Raw genomic sequence first — 17574 nt, 5'->3', positions numbered from 1 at the left:
AATATTCTGCCCGACAATACCTTGCATTGCCAACAAAAGCGTATTTTGTTGCTGTTCATGTCGCAAGCACAGCGCTAAGTACCTGTTGTTCAAGTTCTGCAAATGCCACACCTTTTTGACGTGGACGTGGTAAATCGACTTGAAACTGTTGCGCAATATGTCCTTTATCCAAAAGAATAATACGATCGGCGAGTTGAACCGCTTCACTGACATCATGGGTAACAAGGATGGTGGTAAAGCCTTGTTCTAACCATAACTTTTCAATTAAATTCTGCATCTCTAGTCGCGTCAATGCATCTAAAGCACCTAAAGGTTCATCCAGTAATAAGACTCGTGGTGTATGTGATAAAGCACGAGCAAGCGCCGTTCGTTGGCGTTGTCCACCAGAAAGCTGTGATGGCCAAAGTCCAGATTTCTCCTTTAATCCAACCTTTTCTAATAATTGCTCAGCTTTAGAAAATTGGTTTTTGGCTAGACCCAATTGCACATTTTTTAGAATACTTTTCCATGGCAATAAGCGTGGATCTTGGAACATCACCCGAATATCATCTGCAATGATCCCTTCACGGAAATTTAATAAGGATTTAAATTTGATTTCACCATAACTGGGCTGTTCTAAATCGGCAATTAAACGCAGTAGGGTACTTTTACCACAACCGCTGCGTCCCACAATTGCAACGAATTCACCTGCTTCAATGTTTAAATCTAAGTCCTCAAGAACTTTAACTTCACCATAATATTTATGCAGTTGTTCGATCGAAATTTCTGCACCAATTTTTGCTTGTTGTTCTTCAACAATCTCAGTTGGTGCCACCAAGTCATTGGCATATTGGCTAATGCTTAAATCGGTCATATCAGACTCCTATTTTTGATAACCTGCGTGCCAACGCAATAGGTATTTTTCTAAAAATTGTGCAAATACATCGGCAAGTTTGCCTAAAAGGGCATACAGCAAGATACCTACTAGCACGATATCTGTTTGTAAAAATTCACGCGCATTCATGGTCATATAACCAATTCCAGATTGTGCGGAAATTGTTTCTGCCACAATCAGCAGTACCCAAACCAACCCCAGTGAAAAGCGTAAACCCACTAAAATTGAAGGCATTGCGCCCGGTAAAATAATGTCTTTATACAATTGCCATCTGCTTAACCCATAGCTTTTTCCCATTTCAATCAATTGAGGATCAACTGAACGAATCCCATGATAGGTATTGATGTAGATCGGGAAAAACACACCGACAGCCACTAAAAAGAGTTTTGCAGACTCATCAATTCCAAACCATAAAATAACCAATGGAATCAGCGCCAATGCTGGAATATTTCGGATCATTTGCAAGGTGGTATCCAATAAGTTGGATGCAACTTTTGATGAACCATTAAGCAGTCCCAAAAATAGACCGAGCCCACCACCAACTAAGAGGCCAAGTAGCGCGCGACCAGCACTGACTTTGACGTGCTGCCAAAGCTCACCGCTGACTAAAAGTGTCCAAAACGCAGAGACTACCGCTGTCGGTGCAGGTAAAACACGGCTTTCAAGCAATCCTGTTTTAGACGCAATTTGCCAAATGACAATCAGTAAAATCGGCACAATCCAAGGCAGCAAACGCTGCCCAATTTGTTTCGTTCCACGTGAAACGGCAGTACTTTTGGCTGGAGCAGCATTGTTAATTAAGGCATTCATGCAGGCTCCTGTAATGGTTTCTTATTTTCTTCAGGGGTGTAATTATTGGCAACGATTTCGCCAAATGGTCCAGTCAAATTAGGTTGCGTGAGTTTCTTGCGTGTTTCCAACGGCAGTAATGGGAATACTAGTTCAGCAAAGCGAATAGATTCTTCCAAATGTGGGTAGCCTGAGAAAATAAAGGTATTGATGCCTAAATCTGCATATTCTTGGATACGATCTGCAACAGTCTGTGGATCACCGACCAAAGCCGTACCTGCACCGCCACGAACGAGTCCAACTCCTGCCCAAAGATTTGGCGATACTTCAAGCTTACTACGATCACCATTATGTAGTTCAGCCATACGGCGCTGACCGACGGAATCCATTTGTTTAAATTTTTTCTGTGCAGCGGCGATCGTCGCATCATCTACATATTGGATCAGTTCATTGGCAGCTTGCCATGCTTGTTCATTGGTCTCACGAACAATGACATGTAAACGAATACCATAATTAAGTTGACGACCTTTGGCATTGGCTTTCGCTTTCACTACTGCAATTTTTTCTTTGACCGCAGCAGGTGGTTCGCCCCAAGTCAAATAGGTATCAACTTGCTCAGCAGCCAATTCAATCGCATCCTCAGAAGAGCCCCCAAACCAGAGTGGTGGGTAAGGTACTTGAATCGGTGGATAAAGCAACTTGGCTTCATCTACACTTAAACGTTCGCCATGGAAGGTAAATGATTCACCTGTATGTGAACGTTTTAAAATTTCACGCCAAATCGTGGTGTATTCAGCTGCTGTTTTATAACGTGAAGCGTGGTCTTCGTATACGCCATCACCTTTCAATTCTTGCTCATCACCACCTGTAACGAGGTTGAGTAAAACCCGTCCATTGGATAGACGATCAAAAGTTGCAGCCATACGTGCCGCGAGTGCAGGCGTTGTTACGCCTGGACGTAACGCAACCAAGAATTTTAAATTTTTAGTCGCATCAATCAGGCTCGCAGCAGTAATCCATGGATCTTCACATGAACGTCCCGTGGGAATGAGTACACCTTCATAGCCCAAATTATCCACAGCTACAGCAATTTGTTTCATATAAGCATGGTCTACTTGGCGAGCGCCTTTGCTTGTGCCTAAATAACGACTGTCACCGTGAGTAGGAATAAACCAGAAGATTTTCATTTCATTCATCCTTAGAAAATATTATTTCGCTGTCCAAACCGCTTGTTTAATATCAATGCTGTTTGGAATAATTTTGAGTTCGCTAAAACGATTGGCCAGTTGTTGCTGATCTGCAATTACTTTTGCTGAAAGCGGTGCTGCACCCGAAGGTCTTGGGCGTCGCTCAATAAAAGTTTGACTAACTTTCGGTTTTAAACCAGTGCTTTGCCCGATGGCTTGTGCTGTTGCGACACGATTGGCTTGTACCCATTTATCAGCAGTATTAATTTGCTGGATAATGCCTTTAACTGCTTGAGGATATTTCTTTACAAAATCTGGCGATGCTAAATAGAAGGTATAATTCGGACTTAAACCCTGCCCTGAGGCGAGGATACGCGCTTGATCTTCGACTTGAGCAGAAGCAAAGAATGGGTCCCAAATCGCCCAAGCGTCGACAGCACCTTTTTGAAATGCAGCACGGGCATCAGCAGGGGTTAACCAAATCGGTTGAATGTCTGACCATTGCAAACCAGCTTTACGGACAGCTTGTACCAATAAATAATGCGCACTTGAGCCTTTTTGCAACGCAATACGTTTACCTTTCAACTCATTCAGTTTGGTGATTTTTGAATCTTTAGGCACTAAAATTGCCGAAGCCAACGGCTTGGCTGCTTCATAGGCAATGTAGTACAGCGGTTTATTCGCGGCTTGGGCATATACTGGCGGGGTATCGCCAGTGACACCAACATCCAGAGAACCTACAGCAAGGGCTTCTAAAATTTGAGGGCCCGCAGGGAATTCATTCCAAGTAATTTTGGCATTTGGGAATTCTTTCTCATACAACTTTTGTTGTTTGGCGATTGCAAAATTAATAGAACTTTTTTGAAAGCCAATACGTAATTCTTTTACCGTTGGATCGATTGCCCACACAGAGGCTGACCCCAGCATTGCGCTACAGATCAACATCGTGGTCATGGCATGAGTCGTTGCATTGAACCATGAGGCTGTGTTTTGTTGTGCGATTTGCTGGGTCATATTAATGTCCTCTTTAACGGCGCTGTTGGCGAAATTAATTCGCTAAAACAGCTGCTTGAATGTTGATTTTATTGGGAATGAGTTTTTGTTGATAAAAAGCATCTGCGACAGCTTGCTGTTTCTTTACCACATCGTTAGAAATTGGAGTCACACCAAAACCCATACGAGAAATTGAGGTATTCAAAATATCAAGCGGTAAGCCCGTCGGTTTTTCTAAGAGTTTTGCCGCATCGGTTTGATGTTGAGACACCCACTGCGTTGTCGTATTCAGTTCATTGACCACAATTTTTAAAACATCGGGATGTTGTTCGGCAAACTTACGATCAGCCAAATAGAATTGGTGGTTGTTGACCAAGTTTTGACCTGTCGCAATGACTTTGGCATTGAGTTGTTTTTCAGCAGCAGCAAAGAACGGATCCCAAATGACCCAAGCATCTACAGCACCTTTTTCAAAGGCAGCACGTGCATCAGCTGGTGGTAGGTAGACCACTTGAATATCATCAAGTTTTAAATGATTTGCTTCTAAAACTTTGAGTAAAAGATAATGTACATTTGAACCTTTATTCAAAACTACACGCTTACCTTTTAAATCTTGGACTGATTGAATGGCTGAATCTTTCGGCACAATTAAGGCTTCAGCCAAAGGTGCAGCAGGTTGATTGGCAACATAGACCAGATTTGAGTTTGCAGCTTGGGCGAAAATAGGCGGTGCTTCCCCAGACTCACCAAAGGCCACACTACCGACATTTAAACCTTCTAGGAGTTGAGGACCAGCAGGGAATTCAACCCATTTCACATTTACCCCTTTTTCCTTTAGGGCTTTATCTAAGTCGCCACGTGCTTTGATAATGGGCAAGACCCCATATTTTTGAAAACCGATATTTAAGGTTGTGGTTTCTTGTGGTTTTGAGCATCCAGTAAGCATCATGATGGTGGCAAGGCTAGCACTAATAAGGGTGATTTTTTTCCACGAAGGTTGAAATAAGCTCGCCATGAGTCACGATGCTCCTATAAAGTCAGAAAAAGGCATGAGCATCAGCTTAAAAGGCTTTGTATTTTCAAAAAAATAAGTTTTTAGTGATTGCTAATGAAAAAAACAGATAAATAATTAACTGCTAAGCTTAGCTGTAAATGAGAAATATAAAGTGGATATTCTATAAAAATATAATGTTATAAGAATTTGAAAATTATGATGTTATTTGTATTATTCAATCACCATATATAGATTCCACTCTCAAGAATAAGAAAATATTCTGCTTGATGGAATCTATAGCGATAAGCTTAGCAGCAAATGTGATAATTGATTGAGAATAAAAAAATTCATCAATTTTAAGCAATTGATTTTTTAAAGACCATCGAATTACGTTGATAGTTATACAGCGCTTGTCGGGCTTCGGGTAAATCATCAACATTGGCCAGTTCAAATCCATGCTCTAAGAACCAGTGTGCGGTTCGCGTGGTTAATACAAACAGTTGTTGAATACCCAATTGACGTGCATTTTCTTCTAGGAAATGCAAAATTTGGCTACCACGATTAGATTTGCGATAGCTTGGGTGTACGGCTACACAAGCAATTTCGGCCGATTGCACTTCATTGTCTGTTGATGGAATCGGGTAGAGCGCAGCACAGGCGAGAATTGTTCCATCTCGTTCAATGACGGCAAACTTTTCGATTTCATTTTCTAAACGTTCGCGTGAGCGATAGACTAAAATACCTTCATCTTCCAAAGGGCGTAATAGATTAATCAAACCGCCAACATCACCAATATTTGCCATACGAACTTCTTCATAATGGGCATCGGTGATCATGGTGCCATGTCCATCACGGGTGAAGAGCTCTTTGATCAATGCACCATCATCGCTATAGGAAAGCAGATGAACGCGATTTACGCCTTTTAGTGAGGCTTCTTTTGCATTGTGCAAATGCAAAGCGATTTCAAAATTTGAATCTTGGTATTTTTCAATATGCTTATCGAGTTGTTGCGGGGTAATTTCACGTCTCAATTGCCCGTATTCATCCATTAAGCCCTGTTGATTGCCTAAAAAAATCAATTTATCGGCTTTGATATGAATGGCCGTTTTTGTCGCAACTTCTTCCGCAAGTAAGTTAAATACTTCACCTGTGGTGGAATACCCTGTAGGGCCAAGTAACACAATATTTTGATTGCCTAAATGGCCTTGAATGGCTTCAGTATCAATCGTGCGAACTTCGCCAGTGAGTTGGAAATCGACACCATCACGAATGCCATACGGCTTTGCTGTGACAAAATTACCTGAGACCACATCAATGCGTGCGCCAAACATAGGTGAATTGGCTAGTCCCATAGACAATAAAGCTTCGATTTGTAGACGAATCGAACCAACGGCACTCATAACACAAGGCAGTGATTCACGTGTGGTGACACGACGGTTGATATGGATCGGGCTTTGAATTTTATTGTGAAGCAAGTTGGCCGTAATTTGCGGGCGAGCGCCGTGGACTAAAATGAGTCGTATGCCCAATGAATGCAGTAGCGCAATATCATGAATAATATGCTGAAAATTTTCATGTTCAACAGCTTCACCACCAAACATCAATACAAAAGTTTTACCACGATGGGCATTGATATAGGGTGCAGAGTGACGAAACCAATGCACGTATTCTTGCGTTGTGCTTTGTATTGTTTCTAAACTGTCGGTTTGCATGCCTATCTCAGTATTGATGATTGCGATACAGCGATTCTAAACAAAAATAGTGCAAGAATAATAGTCAAAATAAAAAAAGCACTCGAACGTGGGAGGACGAGTGCAAAAGGGTCATATGAGTGTTGCGATTCAGATTTGATTATTGAGTTAAAAACCAAATATTTTAAGGATTACTGTTCATTGAAATTACACAAGTTAATCTTTTCATTTTGAACAATTTAATGAGGATATTTGTCTTTCCTAACTAACTCAATAATTAACCAGTTCAGATTCAATCTAATCGTAAAATATAGAGAAACTATGGAGATATAAATGAAAGTATGTAGTTTATTTATTTGCCCAATCAATTAGATTTTAATCATATTCTCAAAATGTGAAAAAACCCAAGCTGAGTTGGGTTTAAAAGTTAAAATATTGGCATTAACCAATCACACGAATAATACGATTATTTCGCTCATTTACCAGCACATAATCACCATTTACTTTATACCATTGCTGATATCTTCCAGGTTTAGGTAACTGGCGGTAGTTTTTATAATTGACATGATAACGCGAAGAATTGAATTGAGTCGGGAAGTATTGCCCTGAGCGCCAGCGCTGACTCGAATTTACTCGGTTGTCATAATGGTTGTTGTTATTCCAACGATTGTCATGTTTATGATCCCAATGGCTTTGTTGATAGCGATTGTGATCATTTCGATGATAATCATGCGGTGCAGCCATCGCAGACGTTGCAATCAGTGCACTCATCGATAAAGCCAGTGTCGTTAAGATATTTTTCATTTGATTCACCTGAATTGAACTTTTGTCCTTTGATGTAATTAAATTACTCAATAATTTGAGATAAACGGTGAGCAAGATTTAGGTGAATTGTGAAATGTATGAAGACTTGATGAAGAGACCCATTGAGGTTTTTCTTTTCATAAATAAAAAAGCCCAAAAAAGAATTTGGGCTGTAAATATCGTAGTTTGGATATTATCGAATCACACGGATAATATGGTGGTTGCGTTCATTAACCAGTACATAACGACCATCTACTTTATACCAGCGTTCAAATTTAGCCGGTTGATGCAGGTTTTTGTATGCACGATAATCATTCACATAATAGCGATTGTCATGATAACGATCAGGTAAAATTACACCTTCTCGCCATTCAAATTTTTCATGTGATGCAACAGGGCGATGATTTTGACCATGATCCCAGTCAGCCATTGCTGAAGTAGCAACTAAGGCACTGAGTGATAGTGTGATTGTGCTTAGAACTTTTCTCATTTGAATCGACCTTTTCAGACGGATGCTTTATCCGATCATTCAAATTACAATTTAAGTTAAGATAAAAAATGAAGAAATATCATTCAATTGTCAATTTTATGGAGGTTTCTAGAGTTTTTTAAAAACAGATTGTAAATGATGAAATTTAGACAAAAAAAAGCTCAAACAAAAAGGTGTTTGAGCCTATGAAACCAAAATATTTAAAAACTACATCCCTCGGATATTCACAATATTATTATTGTCTGAGTCGACCAAGATATAGTCATTGTTAATCTTATACCATTGTTGATTACGTGAAGGCTTTGGAAGATTTTCATCTTTATAATCAACTTTATAACTATTACCACGATAATGTTGTGGCATTACATAACCCATTTGCCATTTGTGCTGTTGCAAACGTTTTACACCACGTTCTTCACGTTCACGACGCTGTTCTTGAATGTTGTCATCATCACCACGATCACGATGATTGCGTCCACGATCTCCACGTTCGCTTTTGCCACGATCAAAACCATTGTCATTGTCAAAATGAGGACCTGCACTGCTGATCTGAGCCGTCAACAGCGTTGATAAAGAGATGGCGATGATCGCTAAAATCTTTTTCATAATCGTCCTCGCTTATTCAATATGTTTATTTTGACCTCACTACTGTACTGCTAAATTGCAGAGAAACTGTGAAGAAAGTTCAGTTTTTCATTTAAAATGACAGACATAATAAAAACATATTTCTGTAAAAGTGAAAAGGGTTATTGCAAAGCTTTGGCCTGTAATGCATCGCAGCAAATTTTTTTAAGCGGAATGTGTGACTAAAAAATGTAAATATTTATGAAAATAAACTTGTATGCAGGCTTAGAGAGATGACCCCACTATAAATTGAGCCTGAATGATTAATACCACTGCTGATTCATCTCCTTTAAATAATTGATTGCTTTGATAATCTCTTTAGCTTGATGGGCATCATCTAAGGCCTGAATAAACTGATTTGGAAGCTGTAGTTGTTCGATAGAACGAATCATCTCTACTTTATGTTTTAAATCTTTCATAAAAAAACGCCTCAAATGGATCTGCTTAACTTGAGTAACACTATAGAGGAAGCGTTATTATTTAAGAAACTGAATAAAGTTATAGTTTTTATTGGGTAAAGCGATTTTGATATGGGCTTTTATTAAATTTTTATTTTCACTCTGTGATCAATATTTTAAATGACAGGATCTCTTATGATTTTCTCCACGCTTCGAAAAGCGCGGAGAAACAGACCCTAATCTTGTGCGTCGATACTCTCACCATTCAACGCAAGGCTATCATCTCCCATGAGGTAGAGATAAGCAGGCATGATGGCTTCAGGTGATGGTAAAACTTTTGGATCTTCATCAGGATAAGCTTTGGCACGCATAGCGGTACGGGTCCCACCTGGGTTGATACAATTATATCGAATATTTGGATAAGTATTTTCTTTAGCAAATATTTTACTGACCGCTTCAATCGCAATCTTTGAAACCGAGTAAGCGCCCCATTGCGCACGTGCTTCACGTCCTACACCAGAGCTGGCGAAAACAACTGATGCATTTTCTGATTTTTCCAGTAAAGGCAGTAATTCTTGGGTGAGCACAAAGGGTGCACGTAAATTCACCGCCATCACATCATCCCAAACCTCTTCTGGATAATGTGCCAACTCAACACGCTCTCCTAAGATTCCGGCATTATGCAAAATACCATCTAAGCGGCCAAATTGTTGCTCTAGAGTATCGACAAGCAGTTCATAGTCACGTGAAGAGGCAGTAGAAAGCTGCAAAGGAAGAATGGCAGGTTGCGGGGCACCAAGTGATTCAATTTCATCATAAATGACTTCAAGTTTATTGAGCGTGCGACCATGTAACACGACTGTTGCGCCGTGTAAGGCGTAGCTGAGCGCAGCTGCACGTCCAATACCGTCTCCCGCACCCGTAATAAGGATAATTTTATCCTTCAATAAATCTGGGCGAGGTTGATATTCTGAATACTTCATGGGAGACCTCCTATAGTTGTTATGATGTCATTTAGGCTTTGGACGCAATGTCGTTACCCGATCAAACAATGTTTCTCATCATTTAGAATGATTAAATTTTATATGTCTTACTTTGCACTGTTGGAAAAGAACTGCTTCTCGTAAAGCGAGCCGAAGTGCCAACAGTGCTATCTTCTATATAAAAACATTGAAACATCATATTCAAGATGTTTCAGTGTTATTTATCATATTGTTGGGTAAATTGAATGATTTTCTTGGACTTTAACTATTCACAAGTTTTCGAATAACTTGATGTAATTCATCGACATTCTCTACGATACAGTCGGCTTGCCAAGCATTTAAATCATCTTTGTACTGTAATGGTAAATAACCATATGCTGCGAGGATTGTATACATTTGCGCATTACGTCCTGCATCAATATCGCGCGGATGATCACCCACATAAATACATTGTTCAGGTGCAATCTCAATTTGCTTTGCTGCCAGATACATTGGCTCAGGATCTGGTTTGGTCTGAGCGACATCTTCAGGACAGACCAGAACAGCGCAACGTTGTGTGAGGTTCAATGCGTTCAATAATGATTCACTTAACCAACGTGGTTTATTGGTCACAATACCCCAAGGGATCTGTTGGCTTTCTAACTCTGCCAAAAGTGGATACATACCAGCAAACAGGTCTGTGTCTACAGCAATGTCATCACCATACTGATCTAAAAAGCGTTGGCGATGTGCTAGAAAGACTGGATCATCTACTTCAAGCTCTGGATAAACCAGTTTTACCATTGCGCGTGCACCCTCAGAAACCTGAGTGCGGATCAAATCCGCATCAACCACTGCGCGTCCTTCTTCTCGACACATATTTTGAATAATACGGATAAAATCCGCAGCCGTATCAATCAGTGTTCCGTCTAAATCAAAAAGAACAGCTTGCATCAAACACCTTCATTCACAGTATAAACCATGTAATTCACATCAACATTGGGCGCAAGCCAGTAATGCTTTGTGAGTGGGTTGTAGTGTAAGCCAGTCATATCTTTAAGTTTTAAACCTGAGTTACGAATGTCATCTGCAAGTTCAGACGGTTTAATAAATTTATGATAATCATGGGTGCCTTTTTTCAATAAACGTAATACATATTCCGCACCAATAATTGCGAATAAATAAGACTTAGGATTACGGTTAATTGTTGAGAAAAACACATGACCATTTGGTTTAACTAACTTTTGACACGCTTGGATGATGGATGCTGGGTCAGGAACATGTTCTAGCATTTCCATACATGTAACAATATCGTATTGTCCTGCTTGTTCTTCTGCGAGTTGTTCCACAGGAACCTGGCGATATTCAATATTTTGAACATTTTCTTGTTCAGCGTGTAAGCGAGCCACATTCAATGGCGCTGCCCCCATATCGATACCTAAAACATCGGCACCACGACGCGCCATACTTTCAGCCAAAATCCCGCCGCCACAGCCCACATCAAGAATCTTTTTGCCTGTAAGACCATTGGCATGTTCATCAACCCAGTTTAAACGCAGTGGATTGATTTGATGTAAAGGTCTGAACTCAGAGTGTTGATCCCACCATAAAGCAGCAAGTGCTTCAAATTTAGCAATTTCCTGTGGATCAACATTAAGTTGCGACATGCCAGGCACCTCTAAGTAAATTGTTTTAATCAAAAATTAAGTTCAGTTATGCTAGTGTTTGTTAACACTTCGTCTATTTATGAAATATCAACAGACCCTAGTGTAACCATAAATCCAGAAAAAGCGATGAATCGTGTAAAAAACTTCACAGAAGGAAAACGATTTTCCCATATTTGTTTTATAGTGAATGCATAAGCTATACGAGATGACTACGAGGACAATAAAGTCAATGAAAAAATTTATTTTAGGTGGCATGACTGCCATGGTGATGGCGTTTTCTGTAAATGCCATGGCTGCCGATTTTGTTGCAGGTAAAGATTATACCGTGGTGCAAAACCCAGGAAAAGTTTCAGTTCCTGGTAAAATTGAAGTACGTGAGTTTTTTTGGTATGGATGCCCTCACTGCTTTACATTAGAACCGCATATGCAAGCGTGGTTAAAGAAGATCCCTAAAGATGTTAACTTTATCCGTACACCTGCAGCAATGAATCCATTATGGGAACAAGGTGCTCGTGCATATTATGTGAGTGAAGCATTGGGTGTACGTAAACGTACGCATTTGCCTTTATTCCATACCAATCATGCAGGTAATCAGCAAGTTCTACAAAAAGATGCTTTTGCTAAATTCTTTACTCAGTACGGTGTGCCTGAGGCGAAATTTAACAGTATGTATAGTTCTTTTGCGATCACTGCAAAAATTGCTGAATCAAACCAATTGGCACAACAGTACCAGCTTTCAGGGGTGCCTGCTGTTGTGGTAAATGGTAAATATGTGGTTCAAGGTGAAGATGGTAAAGTGACGCAAGTTGTTGACTATCTGATCAATAAAGAACGTAAAGCCAAATAAGCTTTGCTGTTTTTAAAACCCGCAATTGAATTGCGGGTTTTTTTATTGCTGGTGATATACAGACGAGTTTGGGAAATAAATTAAGCTCTATCTCGGTCCCAATTTTCGATGCCTTTAAAAATTAAGCGGATTTGCGTCACCGATTGTTTTTTAAGGACCATTTTTTGTAACTCAAGTTCGATGCCTGAGTATTGGCGAGATAAGTTAATCCATGACATTGCCCAAGTAAAAGATAAATTAATCAAAATATTGGTGATCACTTTTAAATCATTTTCATCATGAAAATTTGCGATAACTTCAAACTTCTTTAACGCGTTGGCAAGGTCATCGTTTAGGAAGTCAATTTCACGGGCGATGGCTTTACGTACTACCTCTGAACCACCCCAACGTTCCGCGATCATAAAAATCCATTGTTGCGGACTGCTGTCTACAGCCTCAAAAAACAGCGCCATGCTGGTTTTGGTTTTCGCTTCAGGATGCGCTAGGCCTTTGCCTAATTGATGTAGGACATTCTTTAAATAAAGCGCAACTTGATCCACCAGCTCTTTGCCCAACTCATCCATATCTTGGAAATGGCGATAAAACGCTGTCGGAACCAAACCAACTTCACGGGCAACTTCTCGCAAACTGATACTCGAAAATGAACGACCCGATGTGCTTAAGGTTAAAGCAGCATCAAGTAAAGCCTGACGGCTTTGCTGTTTTCGTTCATCGCGTATCGACATTCTGGTATCCAAAGATTTTTGTTGTGATGAGTCTATCAAAAATAAAAACAAATTAAACGACGAATGTCAGTGTACAGGTGTTGACTGAATTTAAAAAATGATTATAGTGTACACATGTTCACTAAAAGAACGTTTGTTCACTCAATAAATAGCAAGCACAAAGAGGAACGTCACATGAGTAGCTATATGCAGTATCAGCCAGAATGGGTTCGTGAGGATTTTGTCGATTTTATCGCTGAAAAAATCAATCCTGTTTGGGCTTGGAAAAAGGTAAAAGCCACGATTATTAAAACTCGTGCATTAAGCCCTGATTTTTATCAAATTCAATTACGTCCAAATCGTAATTTTAAGCATCAGCAGTTTAAAGCGGGACAATCTGTTCTTGTAACTGTTGAAATTGCGGGTGTGCGTCAACAACGTAGTTATTCTGTGGTTAAATTTTTGAATAATGGCGATATGATCATTGCTGTAAAACAGCAGGGTAAAGTCTCCAATGCACTGAGCCAGATGGCTTTTGGTCGCATTGTTGAACTGTCACAAGCTCAGGGTGATTTTGTTTTAGCTCAAGACGCGTCACCATTGTTATTGATTGCGTCAGGCAGTGGAGTTACCGCAATCCATTCTTTATTGCTTGAAGCACTTAAAGATTCAAATCGTCCAATTGATTTAATTTATTTTAGTCGTGATGAGGCTTTTCATACAGATCTAGAACAGCTTTATCAGCAACATGCGTTGTTGAATTATCACTATATTCACACAGCTCAGCAAAAGCAGCATTTAACTGTCGAGTTATTGGAAAGTTTGGTTCCTGATTTCCAACAGCGTCAAAGCTATGCGTGTGGTGCAAGTGCAATGATGCAAAGCATCAATCAAATTTTTCAAGATTTGAATATCGCAGATCGTTTGAAACAAGAGTATTTCCAGATTGCGGTAGATGAAAGCCTAGAAGCACAACCGATTGTTTTTTTACGCTCACAACAAGAGTTTGCTGCGAAATCAAACCTACTTGAAAGTGCTGAACAAGCGGGATTAAAGCCAACTCATGGTTGTCGTATGGGGATTTGTAATACCTGTACCTGTACCAAAGTGAGTGGTTCGACCAAAAATATGCTGACAGGTGAAATTGATCATGCTTCAAATACACAGATCAAATTGTGTATCAGCCAAGCGATAAGCCCTGTGGTCATTAATCTGTAAATTAAAGCAATCATTTCAATAAATTTAAACAACTTCTCGGTCTGTTGAACCTAGGCGTAGGAAGTTGTACCCAAAATTCAGCTAAGGCTTCTAAAAATGAAGTGCTGAGGAGCAAGACAATGAATATGTCAGTTACTTTTCCAAACAGTAAATCGAAACATTTGAACCCAGAACAAACCGCAGAGTTTGGTCGCCGTGTTGATGAAATCCGTCGTGAAATCATGGACAGTTTAGGTGAACAAGATGCCAAGTATATTTATAAAATCCGTAATTTTGTTCGTTATAGTGAAATTGCTTCACGTGGTATGTTGATGTTTGGCGGATGGATTCCACCTGTTTGGGTGGTGGGTACGGGATTGCTGGGAATTTCCAAAATCGTAGAAAATATGGAGCTGGGTCATAATGTTATGCATGGTCAATTCGATTGGTTAAATGACCCAAGTTTGAATGGTGCAAATTACGACTGGGATACCATGGCAACAGGTGATGATTGGAAATACACACATAATTATGTGCATCACACCTATACCAATATTGTCGGTAAAGATCATGATGTGGGTTATGGTTTACTCCGTGTTAGTGAATCACAAAAATGGGAACCGCGCTTTTTGTTTAACATCCCTTTAGCGATTCAATTGATGGTGTTTTTTGAATGGTATGTTGGCTTACAAAATCTACATTTGGAAGATGCACTGATTTATAAGACAAAAACCTGGAAGCAGGTCTGGACAGATGCGGCAAAATTTCGTAAAAAAGCCCGCCGTCAAATTCTAAAAGATTATGTGTTTTTTCCTGTGATTGCAGGCCCCAATGCTTTGCCAGTGTTAGCTGGGAATGCCATTGCCAATGTGATCCGCAGTTTGTGGTCTTCAGCGGTAATCTTTAATGGTCATTTCACTGAAGATGCAGAGACTTTTGAAGCAGATAATGTGGAAAATGAAACTCGTGCTGAATGGTATTTACGTCAGATTCGTGGTTCAAGTAACTTTACTGGAACAGACTGGTTGCATATTTTGAGTGGGAATTTAAGTCATCAGATTGAACATCATTTGTTCCCTGATATGCCAGCTAATCGTTATTCAGAAGCTGCCCCAAAAATTAGAGCTTTGTGTGCAGAATATGGCATCAACTATAATGAAGCAGATTTCCTGAAACAGTTTGGCAGTGTATGGGTACGTTTAGCCAAATGCTCTTTGCCAAATAGTTTAACAACCACCATTACTCAGTCTTTACAAAAGTTGAAGGGTATTTTTGCTTAAACAAAGTTTTTGCGATGTGTAAGCATTGGTGTTGCTGAGGTACTTATTTTGCTTCATTCAACTTGTGCAATAGCTGTTTAAAATAGATCATCAATTGTTGTTAGAAGAACCTTATTGAGTTAGATAAGGTTCTTCTATTGCTTTTAAAGTGATGTTTAAATTCAGTGATTTTTAATTTTTTGTATAAGCTGTGCTATGTTGATTTTAGAATCTTTTGAAAGTACTTAATCAATATATGCACTTCATTTCAGCCATCCCTTTAAGCGAACATCCGATTAGCGGATGCGTTCATGATGCAAATGGTCACTCAAAATCATTTCCTATTCTTGCAATTGACAATATTCCGCTAAATATATGGATACACGGAAATACTAATATCATTGAACGTGCAGATAATTTAGTCCCAGCACAAGGATGGCTATATGATTATGAAGATAATAAAGCCTTAAGTAATGCTTGGAAGCTTCTTAAACCTGAATTTTCTGAATATGGTGCTGTCTCAACGGTTGTTCCTCTTTTAGTTTGTCCCGATGATTTAGATCTTGGATGTAGTGTCATCATGGTAGAGCAAGTCGTTACTCAAACTGAAGTCAAGTGGATTCGGTTTGGACTAGCATGGGGATATATACATGATGTTATAACATCTGTTATTTGGGAAAACCCTTGTTCCGTCCCCACTCTGACATTCAGTTTTACTGAGTTTGAACAAGCGTATAATCACCTAAAAGACTTAGATAAAACTTGGAATCAAGATAGTCTTTAATATATGCATTTATACAGCCTTTAAGTATCAACAAGTTGTTGTCGCTTACGCTGATAAGCATCATTTAAATTTTTAGCTAAATTTCGAAAATTTTAAAACGTGGTTTGTATATCTGTTTGTATAGAAGTTTATTTAAGTCGCCACATATAGATTTAGCGAGCAATTTCAAAAACCACCATCTTGTAACAAAACCATCTCTCTTGGATCTGTTATAATAAGTCGCAATATTTTTTGAATCCCATAAGGACAAGCTATGCGTATCGACCAACGTGCATTAGATCAATTACGTGAAGTTAAAATTACCCGTAACTACACCCGTTATGCGGAAGGTTCAGTATTGGTTGAATTTGGTCATACAAAAGTGCTGTGTACTGCAAGTATTGACAATTCAGTGCCACGTTTCCTAAAAGGTCAGGGCCAAGGCTGGGTGACTGCGGAATACGGTATGTTGCCACGTTCTACCCATACACGTAGCGACCGTGAAGCTGCTCGCGGTAAGCAATCTGGTCGTACTCAAGAAATTCAACGTTTGATTGGTCGTAGCTTACGTGCAATGGTGGATTTGAAAAAATTGGGTGAAAACACCATTACCATCGACTGCGATGTGATTCAGGCAGATGGTGGTACACGTACTGCTGCAATTACGGGTGCTGCGGTTGCATTAATTGATGCTATGAATGTACTTCTTGAGAAAAAGAAAATTAAGCATGATCCATTAAAAGGGCTTGTTGCTGCGATTTCTGTCGGCATGTATCAAGATGAAGTATTGCTTGATCTTTGCTATGAAGAAGATTCTAACTGTCAAACTGACTTGAATGTGGTGATGACTCAAGCAGGTGAGTTTATTGAAATTCAAGGGACTGCAGAAGAAAAACCATTTACACGCGCTCAATCCAATGCAATGCTTGAAATGGCTGAAAAAGGTATTCAGGAATTGGTAAAAAAACAACAAGAAGCGCTTGGTTGGTAATTCGAAAATATTGATATATTTTTATAAACAAAACGCATCTTCGGATGCGTTATTTTTTTAAAAATATAACAATTTATTATTAATAATTAATTAAAAACAAATAGTTATAATTAAATTTTGTAATCAGTTTACATCAATTTAAAAATTTATTGCAACAAGAATGGCTACATTCCAAAAACGTAATGGCAGAGTTACTGCAACAGTTAGAATTAAGCCACATCCACCCAAAACTAAAACTTTTGATATTCTTCGTAATGCTAAGAATCTGGAGATGGGTCATTGAAGTTAAATTTAAAAATAAGAAACCACAAAATTTGGGGTATATCTTATTAAAAGATGC

The 17574-nt window shown here is 39.3% G+C and carries 19 protein-coding genes; 5 read left to right on the top strand and 14 right to left on the bottom strand.

What is annotated here, in order from left to right; genetic code table 11:
- Positions 1-55: 55 nt before the first annotated feature.
- The 13 genes from FHR28_RS13480 to ubiG all read right to left on the bottom strand — a co-directional run bounded on the left by FHR28_RS13480 (position 56) and on the right by ubiG (position 11473).
- The gene (locus FHR28_RS13480) at positions 56-853 is read right to left on the bottom strand and encodes an ATP-binding cassette domain-containing protein (protein WP_105714168.1); all 798 of its coding nucleotides are present in this window, start codon (positions 851-853) and stop codon (positions 56-58) included.
- A 9-nt stretch (positions 854-862) separates the two neighbouring features.
- Entirely contained in the window at positions 863-1684 is an 822-nt protein-coding gene (ssuC, locus tag FHR28_RS13475; protein WP_004723544.1) for an aliphatic sulfonate ABC transporter permease SsuC, read from the bottom strand.
- Positions 1681-2850 carry an FMNH2-dependent alkanesulfonate monooxygenase gene (gene ssuD, locus FHR28_RS13470; protein WP_166782869.1) on the bottom strand — a complete coding sequence of 390 codons (1170 nt, stop codon included), beginning with the start codon at positions 2848-2850 and terminating at the stop codon, positions 1681-1683. Before ssuD ends, ssuC begins: the two co-directional genes overlap by 4 nt.
- 21 nt (positions 2851-2871) lie before the next feature.
- Positions 2872-3804 (bottom strand): sulfonate ABC transporter substrate-binding protein, encoded by a 933-nt coding sequence (locus FHR28_RS13465; protein ID WP_085942780.1) that lies wholly within the window; start codon positions 3802-3804, stop codon positions 2872-2874.
- Positions 3805-3898: 94 nt separating this feature from the next.
- The gene (locus FHR28_RS13460; RefSeq protein WP_105714170.1) at positions 3899-4858 is read right to left on the bottom strand and encodes a sulfonate ABC transporter substrate-binding protein; all 960 of its coding nucleotides are present in this window, start codon (positions 4856-4858) and stop codon (positions 3899-3901) included.
- Positions 4859-5193: 335 nt separating this feature from the next.
- On the bottom strand, positions 5194-6549 hold the full coding sequence (gene argA, locus FHR28_RS13455) for an amino-acid N-acetyltransferase (protein ID WP_034618293.1): 1356 nt from the start codon (positions 6547-6549) through the stop codon (positions 5194-5196).
- 420 nt (positions 6550-6969) lie between these two features.
- Positions 6970-7332 carry an RcnB family protein gene (locus tag FHR28_RS13450; RefSeq protein WP_105714171.1) on the bottom strand — a complete coding sequence of 121 codons (363 nt, stop codon included), beginning with the start codon at positions 7330-7332 and terminating at the stop codon, positions 6970-6972.
- A gap of 193 nt (positions 7333-7525) precedes the next feature.
- On the bottom strand, positions 7526-7822 hold the full coding sequence (locus FHR28_RS13445) for an RcnB family protein (RefSeq protein WP_166782868.1): 297 nt from the start codon (positions 7820-7822) through the stop codon (positions 7526-7528).
- Positions 7823-8029: 207 nt separating this feature from the next.
- On the bottom strand, positions 8030-8428 hold the full coding sequence (locus FHR28_RS13440) for an RcnB family protein (protein ID WP_166782867.1): 399 nt from the start codon (positions 8426-8428) through the stop codon (positions 8030-8032).
- 281 nt (positions 8429-8709) lie between these two features.
- A complete protein-coding gene (locus tag FHR28_RS13435) occupies positions 8710-8865 on the bottom strand; it encodes a hypothetical protein (protein WP_004823607.1) in 156 nt (51 codons plus the stop codon).
- Between the two features lie 215 nt (positions 8866-9080).
- Positions 9081-9827, bottom strand: coding sequence for a YciK family oxidoreductase (locus tag FHR28_RS13430; protein WP_004723535.1), 747 nt, complete (start codon positions 9825-9827; stop codon positions 9081-9083).
- 261 nt (positions 9828-10088) lie between these two features.
- Positions 10089-10763, bottom strand: a complete 675-nt coding sequence (locus tag FHR28_RS13425) for an HAD family hydrolase (protein ID WP_166782866.1) — start codon at positions 10761-10763, stop codon at positions 10089-10091.
- The gene (gene ubiG / locus FHR28_RS13420; RefSeq protein ID WP_004723533.1) at positions 10760-11473 is read right to left on the bottom strand and encodes a bifunctional 2-polyprenyl-6-hydroxyphenol methylase/3-demethylubiquinol 3-O-methyltransferase UbiG; all 714 of its coding nucleotides are present in this window, start codon (positions 11471-11473) and stop codon (positions 10760-10762) included. The genes FHR28_RS13425 and ubiG overlap by 4 nt, the downstream gene beginning before the upstream one ends.
- Before the next feature lie 229 nt (positions 11474-11702).
- Here ubiG and FHR28_RS13415 point away from each other — a divergent pair, with 229 nt between their 5' ends.
- Positions 11703-12320 (top strand): thiol:disulfide interchange protein DsbA/DsbL, encoded by a 618-nt coding sequence (locus FHR28_RS13415; RefSeq protein ID WP_004723532.1) that lies wholly within the window; start codon positions 11703-11705, stop codon positions 12318-12320.
- Between the two features lie 80 nt (positions 12321-12400).
- Here the strand turns inward: FHR28_RS13415 and FHR28_RS13410 are convergent, their stop codons facing one another.
- Positions 12401-13045 carry a TetR family transcriptional regulator gene (locus tag FHR28_RS13410; RefSeq protein ID WP_096735426.1) on the bottom strand — a complete coding sequence of 215 codons (645 nt, stop codon included), beginning with the start codon at positions 13043-13045 and terminating at the stop codon, positions 12401-12403.
- A 174-nt stretch (positions 13046-13219) separates the two neighbouring features.
- Between FHR28_RS13410 and FHR28_RS13405 the strand changes: the two genes are divergently transcribed.
- The 4 genes from FHR28_RS13405 to rph all read left to right on the top strand — a co-directional run bounded on the left by FHR28_RS13405 (position 13220) and on the right by rph (position 17234).
- A complete protein-coding gene (locus FHR28_RS13405; RefSeq protein ID WP_166782865.1) occupies positions 13220-14242 on the top strand; it encodes a ferredoxin reductase in 1023 nt (340 codons plus the stop codon).
- Between the two features lie 119 nt (positions 14243-14361).
- On the top strand, positions 14362-15501 hold the full coding sequence (locus FHR28_RS13400; RefSeq protein WP_166782864.1) for a fatty acid desaturase family protein: 1140 nt from the start codon (positions 14362-14364) through the stop codon (positions 15499-15501).
- A gap of 235 nt (positions 15502-15736) precedes the next feature.
- The gene (locus tag FHR28_RS13395; RefSeq protein ID WP_166783564.1) at positions 15737-16264 is read left to right on the top strand and encodes a hypothetical protein; all 528 of its coding nucleotides are present in this window, start codon (positions 15737-15739) and stop codon (positions 16262-16264) included.
- 253 nt (positions 16265-16517) lie between these two features.
- Positions 16518-17234: a ribonuclease PH gene (gene rph / locus FHR28_RS13390; protein ID WP_004723527.1), complete on the top strand. Its 717-nt coding sequence runs from the start codon at positions 16518-16520 to the stop codon at positions 17232-17234.
- Positions 17235-17574: the final 340 nt, after the last annotated feature.

Source organism: Acinetobacter sp. BIGb0196, from assembly GCF_011759595.1.
Classification (GTDB): Bacteria; Pseudomonadota; Gammaproteobacteria; order Pseudomonadales; family Moraxellaceae; genus Acinetobacter; species Acinetobacter guillouiae.
This window is presented reverse-complemented; position numbering and strand designations above follow the sequence as displayed.